13 protein-coding genes are annotated in these 14,196 nt (G+C 68.4%); 4 read left to right on the top strand and 9 right to left on the bottom strand.

All coding sequences use genetic code 11. The features are described from left to right. Positions 1 to 15: 15 nt before the first annotated feature. The 5 genes from DIE23_RS33250 to DIE23_RS33230 form a co-directional block, all read right to left on the bottom strand. Positions 16 to 594, bottom strand: a complete 579-nt coding sequence (locus DIE23_RS33250; RefSeq protein ID WP_124616370.1) for an NnrU family protein — start codon at positions 592 to 594, stop codon at positions 16 to 18. 244 nt (positions 595 to 838) lie between these two features. Further along, positions 839 to 1,246: a TfoX/Sxy family protein gene (locus DIE23_RS33245; protein ID WP_124616368.1), complete on the bottom strand. Its 408-nt coding sequence runs from the start codon at positions 1,244 to 1,246 to the stop codon at positions 839 to 841. Continuing rightward, positions 1,243 to 2,352, bottom strand: coding sequence for a malate/lactate/ureidoglycolate dehydrogenase (locus DIE23_RS33240; RefSeq protein WP_124616366.1), 1,110 nt, complete (start codon positions 2,350 to 2,352; stop codon positions 1,243 to 1,245). Before DIE23_RS33240 ends, DIE23_RS33245 begins: the two co-directional genes overlap by 4 nt. 70 nt (positions 2,353 to 2,422) lie before the next feature. Beyond that, complete coding sequence (locus DIE23_RS33235; protein WP_124616364.1) at positions 2,423 to 3,877, bottom strand: M20 family metallopeptidase; 1,455 nt, start codon at positions 3,875 to 3,877, stop codon at positions 2,423 to 2,425. A 128-nt stretch (positions 3,878 to 4,005) separates the two neighbouring features. Further along, complete coding sequence (locus tag DIE23_RS33230) at positions 4,006 to 5,076, bottom strand: nitronate monooxygenase family protein (protein ID WP_124616362.1); 1,071 nt, start codon at positions 5,074 to 5,076, stop codon at positions 4,006 to 4,008. A gap of 435 nt (positions 5,077 to 5,511) precedes the next feature. Between DIE23_RS33230 and adiC the strand changes: the two genes are divergently transcribed. Continuing rightward, positions 5,512 to 7,041: an arginine/agmatine antiporter gene (gene adiC / locus DIE23_RS33225; protein WP_124616360.1), complete on the top strand. Its 1,530-nt coding sequence runs from the start codon at positions 5,512 to 5,514 to the stop codon at positions 7,039 to 7,041. 3 nt (positions 7,042 to 7,044) lie between these two features. Continuing rightward, complete coding sequence (locus DIE23_RS33220) at positions 7,045 to 9,384, top strand: Orn/Lys/Arg decarboxylase N-terminal domain-containing protein (RefSeq protein WP_124616358.1); 2,340 nt, start codon at positions 7,045 to 7,047, stop codon at positions 9,382 to 9,384. Positions 9,385 to 9,450: 66 nt separating this feature from the next. On the opposite strand, the gene DIE23_RS33215 is transcribed toward DIE23_RS33220, so the two are convergent. Together DIE23_RS33215 and ftrA are read right to left on the bottom strand one after the other, a co-directional pair. Further along, positions 9,451 to 10,176 carry a hypothetical protein gene (locus tag DIE23_RS33215; RefSeq protein WP_124616356.1) on the bottom strand — a complete coding sequence of 242 codons (726 nt, stop codon included), beginning with the start codon at positions 10,174 to 10,176 and terminating at the stop codon, positions 9,451 to 9,453. Between the two features lie 172 nt (positions 10,177 to 10,348). Continuing rightward, positions 10,349 to 11,323 carry a transcriptional regulator FtrA gene (gene ftrA / locus DIE23_RS33210; protein WP_124616354.1) on the bottom strand — a complete coding sequence of 325 codons (975 nt, stop codon included), beginning with the start codon at positions 11,321 to 11,323 and terminating at the stop codon, positions 10,349 to 10,351. A 111-nt stretch (positions 11,324 to 11,434) separates the two neighbouring features. On the opposite strand from ftrA, the gene DIE23_RS33205 reads away from it, so the two are divergent. Together DIE23_RS33205 and DIE23_RS33200 are read left to right on the top strand one after the other, a co-directional pair. Then, positions 11,435 to 11,854 carry a rhodanese-like domain-containing protein gene (locus DIE23_RS33205; RefSeq protein ID WP_124616352.1) on the top strand — a complete coding sequence of 140 codons (420 nt, stop codon included), beginning with the start codon at positions 11,435 to 11,437 and terminating at the stop codon, positions 11,852 to 11,854. A 90-nt stretch (positions 11,855 to 11,944) separates the two neighbouring features. Next, entirely contained in the window at positions 11,945 to 12,271 is a 327-nt protein-coding gene (locus tag DIE23_RS33200) for a superinfection immunity protein (protein WP_124616350.1), read from the top strand. Between the two features lie 18 nt (positions 12,272 to 12,289). Here DIE23_RS33200 and DIE23_RS33195 read toward each other — a convergent pair whose 3' ends face one another. Next, positions 12,290 to 13,459 carry a cytochrome P450 gene (locus DIE23_RS33195; RefSeq protein WP_124616348.1) on the bottom strand — a complete coding sequence of 390 codons (1,170 nt, stop codon included), beginning with the start codon at positions 13,457 to 13,459 and terminating at the stop codon, positions 12,290 to 12,292. 145 nt (positions 13,460 to 13,604) lie between these two features. Continuing rightward, the gene (locus tag DIE23_RS33190; protein ID WP_124616346.1) at positions 13,605 to 13,871 is read right to left on the bottom strand and encodes a YodC family protein; all 267 of its coding nucleotides are present in this window, start codon (positions 13,869 to 13,871) and stop codon (positions 13,605 to 13,607) included. Positions 13,872 to 14,196: the final 325 nt, after the last annotated feature.

Here is a 14,196-nt window from a genome sequence, read left to right as displayed (position 1 = left end):
CGCGCCGATCGCCGCTCAACCGAACGGCCGCACGCCGATCAGCGGGCCATGCAGGAGCAGCGCGAAGACGGCCCATACGACGAGCCCGGCCACGATCGTCACGGCATCGCCCGACAGCCTGCCGGCCGGATAGCGGACGCCGTTGCGGCGGTCGCGTGCGCGCCACACGACGAAATCGACCAGCGACCACACGAAAAATGCACCGAACAGCACGACCGCATGCAGCGTGCCGTTCGCGAGCAGGTGCGCGACCGCCCACACCATCACGCCGGCCACCATCGGATGGCCGACGAGCGTCTTGATGCGGTTGCCGGGCACATGGGACGCGGCGATCAGCACGAATGCGATCGCGGTCAACATGCCGGTGAGGTGCCGCACGCCGACGGGCGACACCCACAGCAGCGTCCCGCCCTGGCGCGCGATCCCGTACCCCCAGACGATCAGCACGAAGCCGACGATCGACGCGATCGCATAGGGGCCCTTCCAGCGTTTCTCGCCGATCCGCTCGATGGTCGCGGACCGCCAGCCATCCGCGACGATCCGGATCGAATGCACGCTGAGGAAGATCGCTAAACCGAGAATCAGGACGAGCATCGGCTATCTCCGTCTGGAACGATGAGTGGGGGAAGCATTCGCGCGGCTTTCGATGCGCCGTTCGCGGGGCCGGCGGCGACACCGGCTCGGATTGCGCCGGGCACGGACGCAATCGCGCCGATCATAAACGCCGGGGCCGCCGTTGTGAAGCAGGCGGAACATGCGGTGCGTCAAGCCCGGCGCTTGCGCGCACCCGGCATGGATCGAAGGAAAGGAAAGGGAAAGCGCCGTCGTACGGCCGACGCTACGTGCGCTTGCGCGTCGCCGCCGGTTTCGGCGCCGGCTTCGACTTCGGCTGTGCCTTGCGCTTCGGCGCCCCCGCCAGCAGCGCCACGCGATACGCGCCGCGACACCAGTCGAACAGCGCGCCCGCGTCCTCGAGCACGTCGGCCGGCGTTTCGTAATAGCCCTCGAGCGCAACGGTGCGCGTGGGACGCTCGTACGAGAACGGCCCCATCCCCGCCGCAACGAACGCCGGACGGTTCACGTCGTCGACGCGCAGGAACAGCGACCCGCGCGACATGAAGCCGAACATCACGCCGTCGAGCCGCATCGCGGCGCCGCTGAAGAACCGCGCGACCTCTACCTTGCCGAGCGGCGCGAGCTGGTACGCGATCTCCTCGCCGTGCGCCTTCTCGGATTGCCAGCTCATGCCGGCTCCGTGCAACGCTGCGTCCACGTATCGAGTTCCGCGTCGTCGAAGCCGACGGCCGCCGCGCTCTCGCGGATCTGCCGCCACGTCGCGCGATCGACCGGAATACCGTCCGCGCCGCGCTCGGCGCGGCTTGCCTCTTCAGGCTCGCCGGGCATCCGCACCGGCGCATCGCCCGCCTGCGGCGATGCCTTCGCCCACGCGACGAACGCATCGGCTTCGCACTGCGCATCGGCCGCATCGAACGCGTTCGGGTCGATCAGCACCGACAGCATCCCGTTGACGATCGCACTCGTCTTCTGCAGCGTGCCGCCGTAGGTCGTATGCCCGCCGACCAGTGCGCCGCCGAAGATCTCGCACATCGCGGCCAGTGCATAACCCTTGTGCAGCCCGAACGGCAGCAGCGAGCCGAACGGCTGCTCGTGCATGACGGCCGGATCGTCGGTCGGCTGGCCGCGATGATCAATCAGCGACCCGGCCGGCACGCGCTTGCCCTGGTTGTACGCGACCCGCGTCTTGCCGTATGCGATCGCGCTCGTCGCGAAATCGAGCAGCAGCGGCGGCCGGCCGGCGCGCGGATACGCGGCGCAGAACGGATTCGTGCCGAAGCGCGGATCGGCGCCGTTGAGCGGTGCGACGAGCAAGTCGCCCGGCACGTTGACGAAATGGAACGACACGAGCCCCGAGCGCGCGCACTGCTCGGCCCAGTGCCCGATGCGGCCGAGGTGATGGACGTCGCGCAGCCCGATCGCGCAGATGCCCATGCGGCGCGCGCGCTCGATCCCTTCGACCATCGCCTCGAACGCGATCACTTGGCCGAAGCCGCGCCCGCCGTCGATCGTCAGCACCGCGCCGCCGTCGCGGACGATCGATGCGTGACCGTTCAACTGCAACTGTCCTTCCCGCCACGATGCGACGTAGTTCGGGATCATCCCGATCCCGTGCGAATCGTGACCGGCCAGATTCGCGCCGACCAGGTGATCGGCGACGAGCCGCGCCTCGCGCTCGCTGCTGCCGGCCCGCTCCCAGAGCGCCGCGACGAATGCGTGCAGCGGTTCGGCGCGCATGCGCAGCGGGTCGGTATCGGGGGTCGGCAGCGCGGTCATCGGCAAGGCTCCGTCAGGTCGGGTGGGATCCGGTCGAGTCGGGAAAAGACAGGACAGGCAGCGCGAACGCTCAGCGCGCGGACGCGATCACGTCCGCCACCGCCGCGGTCAGCTTCTTCGCGTACGGCACGTGCAGGAACTCGTTCGGGCCGTGCGCATTCGACTTCGGCCCGAGCACGCCGCACACCATGAACTGCGCGGCCGGGAAGCCGGCCTGCAGCACGTTCATCAGCGGGATCGTGCCGCCGAGGCCCATGTATGCACAATCCGCGCCGAAGTGGCGGCGCGACGCGGCGTCGAGCGACGACGCGAGCCACGGCGCGAGATCCGGCGCGCTCCAGCCGGTCGCGGCGCCCGCGTCCGGCTTGAACGTGACCTTCGCGTTGTACGGCGGATCGAGTTCGAGCAGTTCCTTGAGTTGCTGCACGGCCTGTGCGGCGTCGACCACCGGCGGCAGGCGCAGCGACAGCTTGAACGCGGTGCGCGGACGCAACACGTTGCCCGCGTCGGCGAGCGCCGGCAGGCCGGACGCGCCCGTCACCGACAGCGACGGACGCCACGTCGAATTCAGCAGCGCCTCGCGCGGATCGGTCGTGGTCGGCAGCACCGGCTTGCCGTCCGCACCGCATGCCCACGGCAGTCCCTTCCATACGGTGTCGCCGAGGATCGCGGCGGCCGCGTCGGCTTCGCGCACGCGGCTGTCGGGAATCTCGCAATGGAACACGCCCGGCAGCAGGTTGCCGTTCTTCGCGTCTTCCAGGCGTTCGAACAGCTGGCGCATCACGCGGAAGCTCGACGGCGCGATGCCGCCGAACACGCCCGAGTGAACGCCTTCCTCGAGCACCTCGACCTGCAGGTCGCCGGACACCAGCCCGCGCAGCGACGTCGTGAGCCACATCTGGTCGTAGTTGCCGGCGCCCGAATCGAGGCACACGACGAGCGACACCTGGCCGAGCCGGTCGCGCAGCGCGTCGACGTACGGCAGCAGGTCGTAGCTACCCGACTCCTCGCAGGTCTCGATCAGGCCGACGCAACGCGGCCGTTCGACGCCCTGCTCGTCGAGCGCGCCGAGCGCCGCGAGGCTCGCGTAGATCGCGTAGCCGTCGTCCGCGCCGCCGCGGCCGTACAGCTTGCCGTTCTCGAACTTCGGCGTCCACGGGCCGAGGTCCGCGCGCCAGCCGTCGAATTCGGGCTGCTTGTCGAGGTGGCCGTACAGCAGGATCGTGTCGGTGCTGCCCGAGCGGGTTGCGGGGGTTTCGAAGAAGATCACCGGCGTGCGGCCGGGCAAGCGCACGATCTCGAGCTTCAGGCCTTTCACCGGCTGGCGTTCGGCCCACTGCGCGGCATCGGTGACGACCCGTTCGAGATACCCGCGCTTCGCCCAGTCGGGATCGAATGCGGGACTCTTCGCGGGGATCGCGATGTAGTCGGTCAGTGCGTGGAGGATTTCATCGTTCCACTTGCGCTCGACGAAGGTCACGAGCTTGTCATGGTCGAGGACGCGGGTAGTGTCGACGGAGGTCATGGTGGGGGTGCCTGGATAGGGCTGACGAAAACCCGGATGATACGCCGATGGCCCCGGCCCGGGGCCCTTTGCGCGGCCGGTTTTTGGGGCCTTTTCGGCCCGTTTCCCGCACCGCTTCGAGCGCCCGCTCAGACGGCCTGCGGGAATGCGTCGCGCAGCCCCGCCGCGCACGCCAGCGCGTCGTCCCACAGGCGCCGGGTCAGCGCCCCGGCGTCCTCTTCGCGCGCGAGCGCCGCCGCCTCGCCCGACCACAGCAGCGAGAAATCGTCGCGTCCCTGCCGTTCGAATGCGCCGCGCAGCGGATCGACCGCGGCCGTCGCGAGCGGGAACGCGGGCGCGAGCGCGCTCATCGGTCCCTGCTCGCGCATGAAACGCGTCAGCAGGCCGCGCGCCGGCCGGCCCGTGTACAGGTTGGTCATGCGGGTGCCGTCGTCGCGCGCCGCCCGCACCGCCGCGCGGTGCTGCGCCGAGCGGCCGGCCTGCGGCGTCAGCAGGTAGCCGGTGCCGATCTGCACCGCGCGTGCGCCGAGCGCGAACGCGGCCGCGATGCCGCGGCCGTCGGCGATCGCGCCGGCGGCGATCACCGGCGCGCGCACCGCGTCGACGATCTGCGGCAGCAGCGCGAACAGGCCCGGCTGCGCGTGGATGTCGTCGGTCAGGAACATCCCGCGATGCCCGCCTGCCTCGGCGCCCTGCGCGACGATCGCATCGACACCGCGCGCATCGAGCCAGCGCGCTTCCTCGACGGTCGTCGCGGACGACACGACCTGCGCCCCGGTGCGCCGCACGCGCGCCAGCAGTGCGTCGTCCGGCAACCCGAAATGAAAGCTCACGACGGCCGGCCGCAATTCCTCGACCGCCGCGCACATCGCGTCGTCGAACGGTGCACGGCCCGCCCCGCCCCGCACCTCGGCCGGATCGAGCCCGGCTTCCGCGTAGTAGCCGGCAAGCGCCGCGCGCCAGCGCGCGTCGACCTCGGCGTCGGGCGCGGGTGGCGCATGACAGAAGAAGTTGACGTTGAACGGCGCCGGCGTGCGCGCACGAATCGCCGCGATCTCGTCGCGCAATTGCTGCGGGCCGAGCGCCGCGCAGGCGAGCGAGCCGAGCCCGCCTGCTTCGCAGACGGCAATTGCAAGCGCGCTCAGCGAACCGACCATCGGAGCCTGGACCAACGGCAAGCGGGAAGGCAGCATCAACATCACCCCTCGGAACGAAAGAATCGTCATGCGCGCCGGCGACGCACTTTGACAATTAATGCAGCAAATAATAACCGACACATTCGAACACGAACGACCGGATTATTTACATCACGAAATGAGTTAACCAATTCGTCAAAAAATCGATTACCCGCTCGCGGCCGATCCAGCCGATTTTCGATTGACCGGCACAACTACCGCCAACCACGCCAACCTTGCCACACCGCCCGATCGATCCCGCACCACCACACCAAATGCCTCTCATTTCAATGACATCCATCAAAATTTAACTGATTAAATTTCAGCGTTTACCATTACCCAAACCAATTAACGATATAACATGACGTCGTTTAATAAAACGGCGATCCATTCCGGAATCGTCGACCGGCGCCGGGCCGCGCCACCTCAACCGCATCACGTCAATTCAAGGAGCCTCGCATGTCCGATGCCAGCTCGTCCTCCTCTCGTTCCGCCGCCGCGCCAGCAGCGACTTCCGCGCCGAAAATCGGCGTCGTCCCCGCCACGCTGATGGTCGCGGGCAACATGATGGGCTCCGGCGTCTTCATGCTGCCCGCGAACCTCGCCGCCACCGGCGGCATCGCGATCTTCGGCTGGCTGATCACCGTCGTCGGCGCCGTGTCGCTCGCGCTGGTGTTCGCGAAGCTCGCGGCGATCGACCCGGCCGCCGGCGGCCCGTATGCGTATGCGCGCAAGTCGTTCGGCCCGTACATGGGCTATCAGACCAACCTGATCTACTGGCTCGCGAACGTGCTCGGCAACGTCGGCCTCGCGGTCGCCGGCCTCGGCTATCTCACGCACTTCTTCCCGATGCTGCGCGACCCGCTCGTGTTCGCGCTCGCGCAGATCTTCGTGATCTGGCTGTTCACCTACGCGAACATCCTCGGGCCGAACGTGGTCGGCCGCGTGCAGTCGGTCACGACGATCTTCGCGCTCGTACCGATCCTAGGGATGGCCGTGTTCGGCTGGTTCTGGTTCAGCAAGGACGTGTACTTCGCCGGCTGGAACGTGTCGGGCGCGAGCAGCTTCAGCGCGATCGGCGCGACGCTGAACTTCACGCTGTGGGCGTTCATCGGCGTCGAGAGCGCATCGGTGTCGGCCGGCGTCGTCGAGAACCCGTCGCGCAACGTGCCGATCGCCACCGTCGGCGGCGTCGTGCTCGCGGCCGTCTGCTACGTGCTCAGTTCGACCGTGATCATGGGGATGATCCCGAACAAGGCGCTGCTCGCGTCGAGCGCGCCGTTCGCGGATGCCGCGCGCCTCGCGCTCGGCGACACCGCCGCGAACGCGGTCGCGATCTGCGCGGCGCTCGGCTGCCTCGGCTCGCTCGCGGGCTGGACGCTGCTGGTCGGCCAAACCGCGAAGGCCGCGGCCGACGACGGCCTGTTCGCCGGCGTGTTCGCACGCGTCAACTCGAAGAACGTGCCGTCGGCCGGCCTCGCGATCGTCGCGGTCATCATGTCGGTGCAGGTGCTCGCGACGATGTCGCCGAGCGCGAGCGAGCAGTTCGGCAAGATCGCCTCGATCGCCGTGATCATGACGCTCCTGCCGTACATCTACTCGTGCATCGCGATCAAGGTGCTCGGCTACGGCAAGATGCCGTCGCACCAGTTCACCTTCTACACGATCGTCGGCCTGATCGGCGCCGTCTACGCGCTGTGGGCGATGGTCGGCTCCGACGGCCAGCAGACACGCTGGTCGCTGATCTTCGTGATCGCGACGATCGTGTTCTACGAGCTGTCGATCAACCGCCAGCGCGAAATCGAGGAAACCCACGTCCATCCGGGCGGCCGCTCGCCGCGCTGGGTGCGCTACCTCGCGCTCGGCGTGACCATCGTCGCGCTCGTCGCGACCTTCTGGATCTCCGTCGGCCAACACAAGGCCGACCGCCTTCTTGCACGCTCGCCGGCCGCCGCAGGCATCCCGGCAACTCAACCAACGGGGGAATAACAGATGACCGCTTCCTTGACCCAACCGGCGTTCCGCCGCCTCGGCATGAAGGCGCTGCTCGTGCAGCACGACATCGACGAGCGCACGGCCACCGGACGCGCGGCCACCGCGCTCGTCGAAGAATTGCGCACGCGGCTCGTCGACGTCGTGATCGCGACGTCCGCCGATGACGCACGCGCGGTGGTCGACGCCGATCCCGCGATCCAGTGCCTGCTGCTCAACTGGGAGCTCGGCAACGATCCCGGCCATGCGCCCGCGCAAGCCGTGCTCGACGCGATGCGCGCGCGCAATGCGACGGTGCCGGTGTTCCTGCTCGCGAGCCGCGCGAGCGCGGCCGCGATCCCCGTCGACGCGATGCGCAAGGCCGACGACTTCATCTGGATGCTGGAGGACACCACCGCGTTCATCGGCGGGCGGATCGTCGCCGCGATCGAACGCTACCGCGAGACCGTGCTGCCGCCGATGTTCCGCGCGCTCGCGCAGTTCTCGCGCGTATACGAATACTCGTGGCACACGCCGGGCCACACGGGCGGCACCGCGTTCCTGAAATCGCCGGTCGGCCGCGCGTACTTCGAATTCTTCGGCGAGGCGCTGTTCCGCTCGGACCTGTCGATCTCGGTCGGCGAACTCGGCTCGCTGCTCGACCACTCCGGCCCGATCGGCGAAAGCGAGCGCTATGCGGCGCGCGTGTTCGGCGCGCACCGCACGTATCACGTGACGAACGGCTCGTCGATGTCGAACCGCGTGATCCTGATGGCGAGCGTCACGCGCAACCAGGTCGCGCTGTGCGACCGCAACTGCCACAAGTCGGCCGAGCATGCGATGACGATGTCCGGCGCGATTCCGACCTACCTGATCCCGTCGCGCAACCATTACGGGATCATCGGTCCGATCATGCCGGAACGGCTCACGGCCGCCGCCGTGCGCCTCGCGATCGACGCGAACCCGCTGGTGCGCGGCCGCGACGGCATCGATCCGACACCCGTGCATGCGCTGATCACGAACTCGACGTACGACGGCCTCTGCTACAACGTCGCGCGCGTCGAGGAACTGCTCGGCCAGAGCGTCGATCGATTGCATTTCGACGAAGCGTGGTACGGCTATGCGCGGTTCAACCCGATCTACCGCGACCGTCACGCGATGCACGGCGATCCGTCGCGGCACGACGCGAGCAAGCCGACCGTGTTCGCGACGCAGTCGACGCACAAGCTGCTCGCCGCGCTGTCGCAGGCGTCGTTCATCCATGTCCGCGACGGCCGCAACCCGATCGAGCATGCGCGTTTCAACGAAGCGTACATGATGCATGCGTCGACGTCGCCGAACTACGCGATCATCGCGTCGAACGACGTGAGCGCCGCGATGATGGACGGCCCCGGCGGCGAGGCGCTCACGACCGACGCGATCCGCGAGGCCGTCTCGTTCCGCCGGATGCTCGCGCGGCTGCATGCGGAATGCGAGGAAAACAACGACTGGTTCTTCAACGGCTGGCAGCCTGACACCGTCGTCGATCGCAAGACCGGCCGGCGCATGCGCTTCCATGAGGCGGACGAAACGCTGCTCGCCACCGATCCGTCATGCTGGGTGCTGCATCCGGGCGAGACCTGGCACGGCTTCGGCGAGATCGAGGACGACTACTGCATGCTCGATCCGATCAAGGTGTCGATCGTGACGCCGGGCGTCGCGCCGCACGGCGGGCTGATGCCGGTCGGCATTCCTGCATCGGTCGTCACCGCGTACCTGGACCGGCACGGGATCGTCGTCGAGAAGACGACCGACTTCACGATCCTGTTCCTGTTCTCGCTCGGCGTGACCAAGGGCAAGTGGGGCACGCTCGTCAACACGCTGCTCGACTTCAAGCGCGACTACGACGCGAACGCGCCGCTCGAGCAGGCGCTGCCAGAGCTCGTCGCGCGCTATCCGGACCGCTACGGCAAGCTCGGCCTGCGTGACCTGTGCGACCTGATGTTCAGCGCGATGAGCGACCTGAAGACGACCGAGATGATGTCGCGCGGCTTCTCGACGCTGCCGCAGCCCGACTTCAGCCCGGCCGAGGCGTACGAGCATCTCGTGCACAACGACATCGAGATGCTGGCGCTGTCGGAGATGGAGGGCCGCACCGTCGCGACGGGCGTCGTGCCCTATCCGCCGGGCATTCCGCTGCTGATGCCCGGCGAGAACGCGGGGCCGGCCGACGGCCCGCTGCTCGGCTACCTGAAGGCGCTCGAGCAATACGACCTGCGCTTCCCCGGCTTCACGCACGACACGCATGGCGTCGAAGTCGAGGACGGCGTGTACCGGATCGCGTGCATCAAGGAAACCGCGCGCGATACCAACACGCGCTGAGCATGCGCATTGCGGCGCCGCGCCGGCAGGATGCGGCCGGCGTCGCGACGCGTAACGCCCCGCCGGTCATGCCGGCAACCGGCCGACCCACGCGGCAAGCTGCGCTTCGCCTTCTTCGTCGAGCTTGCCCTTCAGTTCGCCGTACCACGGCGCGATCGCGTCGGCCGTCTGCGTAACCTTCAGGATCTCGAAACTGTTCTCGAGGAATGAAGAAAAGAACGGAATGCCGCGCATGTAGAGGAAGGTCGAGTCGGTGATGCGCACCTGGCCGTACACGTCGCGCACCCACGCGAGATGCGGCAACGCCTCGCGCAGGTGGCCGCTTTGCATCAGCGCGGAAATGAAGTTCACGCGTGCGGCGACGTCGGACTGCTCGTGCGTGTCGTGATTGACCTCGGCGGCCTTCTGCATCCACGCCTCGCCGCGCTCCACTTCGTTGCACATCACGGATGTCGTCGCGAGCTGCACCGCGTTGTGCGCGCTCGGCTCATGGTCGAACAGCGCGAGCCAGTACGGAAAGGCTTCCTGATAACGCTTCATCGCCGAGTACGACAGCGCGCACAGTCGCGCCGCATCGGCCAGCCGCTCCGCATGCGGCGCGGCGGCCGCGATCGCGGCCGCGTGCCGGCCGGCCTGGAATGCCTTCAGGGCGGGCGCGAGTTCGGGCGCGATGTCGGGGCCGTTCTGCTCGTTCGCGCCTTCGGATGCGCCGGGTGCGTCGTTCGCGGAAGGTTCGGGCGATGCCGCTTCGTCGCGCGGTTTCTTTCCGAACAGCTTGCCGAAGAAGCCCATGTTGATTGTCCTTGTCGTTTTGATGGATGAATGGCGGCGTCCTGCAGCGGCGTGGGAGGCGCGGCATGCGTGAACAGGATCGCCGCACGGCGACCGCCATCTTACGCGCGCTTGAAGCCGGGCAGAAGCGAACGACGACCGGGCAACGCTGCGGCAGGAGAAGACGCGCCGCTCACGCGTCCGACGACCGGACGCCGCGATCCATCCCGCGCCGGTACGCGGCGGGGCTCGTCGCCGCGACGCGCCGGAAATGCCGGCGCAGCGACTCCTCGGAACCAAACCCCGCGCGCGCGGCAATCTGCGCGAGCGACAGCCCGGGATGCGCTTCGAGCATGTCCTTCGCGACGTTCACGCGCTCGCGGATCAGCCACGCGAGCGGCGACATCCCCGTCGCATCCGCGAACTGCCGCTGCAGCGTGCGCGTGCTCATCGCGGCCTGCGCGGCCAGCGACGCGAGCGTGTGCGGCTCGGCCGCATGCGCGCGCATCCAGTCGATCAGCTTCGCGAGCCGGTCGCTGCCGCCCGGCGCCACCGGGCGCGGCACGAACTGCGCCTGGCCGCCGTCGCGATGCGGCGGCAGCACGAGGCGCTGCGCGACGCGGTTCGCGATCGCGCCGCCATGATCGCGGCGCACGAGATGCAGCAGCATGTCGAGCCCCGCTGCCGAGCCGGCCGACGTGACGATCTGTCCTTCGTCGACGTAGAGCGCGTCGGGATTCACGCGCAGCGCCGGATAGCGTGCCTGCAGGCGCTCGGCGTAGCGCCAGTGCGTCGTCACGGTGAGCCCGTCGAGCACGCCGGCCGCCGCGAGCACGAACACGCCCGAGCAGATCGAACAGAGCCGCGCGCCGCGCCGATGCGCGGCACGCAGCTTCTTCAGCAACGGCTCCGGCGGCGGCTCGTCCGGATCGCGCCAGCCGGGAATCACGATGGTGTCCGCGCGATCGAGCATCGCGAGCCGGTACGGCGCGGCGACCGTGATGCCGCCCGCCGCGCGCACCAGCCCCGGCTCGCTCGCGCAGACCGCGAAGCGATACCAGTCGACGCCGAGTTCCGGGCGTTCGAGCGCGAACAGTTCGACCACGCAGCCGAATTCGAAGGTGCAGAGGCGATCGTAGGCGAGCGCGACGACGAGATGATTGTGCATGGCGCGATGTTACCGGAACTTGTCGATCGCGCCACTGCCGCGATGGCCGCCGAACCGCGATACTGCCCTTCATTCCGGCGCATTCCGCGCCGTCCTCCAGGAGCGCCTTTCATGTCATACGTCACCGACGTCCCCGCCGCCGACAGCGCCACCGCCCTCGCGCACTTCGAAGCATCGCTGCGCTTCGAGACCGATTGCTGGGACGTACACGACGCGCTTGCGTCCGGCGCGCCCGATTTCGTGCTGCTCGACGTCCGGAGTCCGGCGCAATTTTCCGCCGGCCACGTGCCCGGCGCGCGCAACCTGCCGCACCGCAAGATCGTCGCCGGCAAGCTCGCCGACCATCCGGCCGACACGCTGTTCGTCGTCTACTGCGCGGGCCCGCACTGCAACGGCGCCGCGCGCGCGGCGATCCGGTTCGCGCGCCTCGGCCGCCCGGTGAAGCTGATGATCGGCGGCGTCACCGGCTGGCTCGACGAAGGTTTCACGTTGAGCAACGAAGTGCAGCCGGATGACGTCGCCGTGCGCTGATCGTCATTAAAAGCGCAACAATCAATTGCCGGCACACAAACGGAAAAAGCGCGACAATCGGCCTCATTGCAGTTCGGATGGAGCAGCAACATGCAACACGCAGTCCTGATTCAGATGGCCGGTTCGGTCGCAGCGATCGCGCTCTATTTTCTTCCGGCCGTCGTCGCCGACCGGCGCGGCCGGCACGACAAGCTGACGATCGCGATGTTCAACGCCCTGTTCGCGTGGACGGGCATCGGCTGGCTGATGACGCTGTACTGGGCATGCCAGCCGAACCCGCAAACCGACGTCGCGCAAACCATCCTCGCGAAGCGCCGCGGCATCAGCATGCGGACCTTCTCGGCCGGTCTCGTCGAGCGCGTGCAGCGCCGCGTCGCCGCCCAGGAACAATGGGCCGAGAAGCAAGGTTGCCGCTAAGCAGTCCCGCTGTTCCGCTTACCTCGCCACGCCGAACTTCGGCATCCTGACGTTGGTCGAGGCCCGGTAGTCCCACACCAGCCTGTCGCGCGGCGCGTCGCCGCCGCCCGCGCGCAACCACGCCCCGAACGCCCCCGCCGTCACCGCCCGCGCGATCCGCTCGCCCGGGCAGCCGTGCGGCCCCGTGCCGAATCCGAAGTTCGGCCGCGGCGCGCGGCCCGGCAGCAAGCGATGCGGCTCTCGATGCACGGCCGGATCGCGGTTCGCCGCCGCGAGCACGACCAGGATGGCCGCACCGGCATCGACGGTCACGCCTTCGATCGTCGTGCGCGACGCGACGAAGCGGCGCGTGTTCTGCACGGGCGAATCGAATCGGCCGACCTCGGCGACGAATGCATCGAGGGCGGCGGTATCCGCCATCGCGCGTTCGTCGTCCGTGCCGTCCCACGCGACCAGCACGTTGCCGAGCCACGCGGCCGTCGCCTCGCACGTCTGCGACAGCAACCCGACGAGATTCGCGACCAGCGTGCCGCTCGCCTGCCAGCCCGCCGCACCGGCCGCCTGCTGAATCGTCGCGACCAGCGAACCGTCCTGCGCACGTGCGAGCGCGACGCGTTCCGTCATCCGGTCGAGCAGTTGCCGCGCGGCTTCGCTCGCGCGGGCCAGCGCCGCGTCGTCCGACAGCGGCGACAGCGCGGCGACGAAGTCGACGACCAGCGCGGCGATATCGTCCAGCTGCGCGTCGTCGAAGCCGAGCAGATCGGCGACCGCGCAAACGGGCACCGTCAGGCACCACGCGTTCAATGCATCGGCGTCATGCGGCGCGCTCAGCCGGCTGCCGGCAAGTCGGGCGGCCCGCTCGCGCAACGCATCCGCGTCGAGCGGCGCGAACGCCGCGCGCAGCGCCTGCTTCGGCACGTCGTGCCGCAATGCGCCATCGTTCATGCGTACCAGTTCGCCGAACAGCGCGCCCGCCGTCGTGCCGCGCAACGCGGGCGGTACCGGCGCATCGAGCGGCCTGACGCGGCACGCCGGGTGGCCCATCACGGCCGCCACGCTCGCCGCCCGGCTCGCGACCCACAGGCCGAGCGAGGCGTCGAACGCGAGCGGCGGCCCGTCGACGAGCGTTGCGTAATACGGGTAGGGATCGCGGTGCGTGACCGCGGCAATCGGATTGGTCGGGTTCATGAGCGCAGTATCGGCGCGCCGGGCCGCCGCATGTTTCGGGTTGACGTGAAATGTCGCGGATGTCACAGCGGTGCCGCCATTGCAGGCTGCGGCAGCGCAGCAACGCACGGGCGGCGAGCGGCGCCGCGCCGTAACGGATGCGGTGTCAGGCTGCCGACCGGTAGCGGTGCCCCTGCATGCGCACGCGGACGCGCCCGGCGGAAATCGCACGCGGCTCGGGCACCACAGTATCGTGATGGAACATTTCCTGCCGGAAGTGGCCGCCGTCGTCGAACCATTGGCAGATCAGCCAGTTGGCATCGTCGAACACGACCGGCCCGGCGTAGGTGACGGTCATGCGCGGCCCGCCGGTTTTCAGCGTCACGACATCGCCGACGCGAAAGTCGCTGCTGGGATTTTCTCGGATCGTCATCGCTCTCTCGATTTTTTATATATTCATTTTCCGACGGCCCGCTGGCCGGGCATGCGGATCTGCCGCAGATTACCAATCCAATAAATAACCGGCAACTCCCGAATACCCTAAAAACATCCGTCGGAAAATTGCAACAATACGCGGCATCGGTCCGCGCGTCGGGCGGCTCTCGCCAGAACCGGCGTGGCTTGCGCGCCGGTTCCGGCCGAACAGCCGGAATGCGGAGAATAAACGATGTATTTTTCGCCGTCATCGAACTTTAAATCGGCAGCGGCTTCGATTGATTACTGTCAATCCGTGTTCGGCTGGAAACGTTCCCAGGTTT

Origin of the sequence: Burkholderia sp. Bp9143 (genome assembly GCF_003853645.1) — a bacterium.
Taxonomy (GTDB): domain Bacteria; phylum Pseudomonadota; class Gammaproteobacteria; order Burkholderiales; family Burkholderiaceae; genus Burkholderia.
The sequence above is the reverse complement of the archived record's forward strand: the minus strand, read 5'-3'. Positions and strand labels throughout refer to the sequence as shown.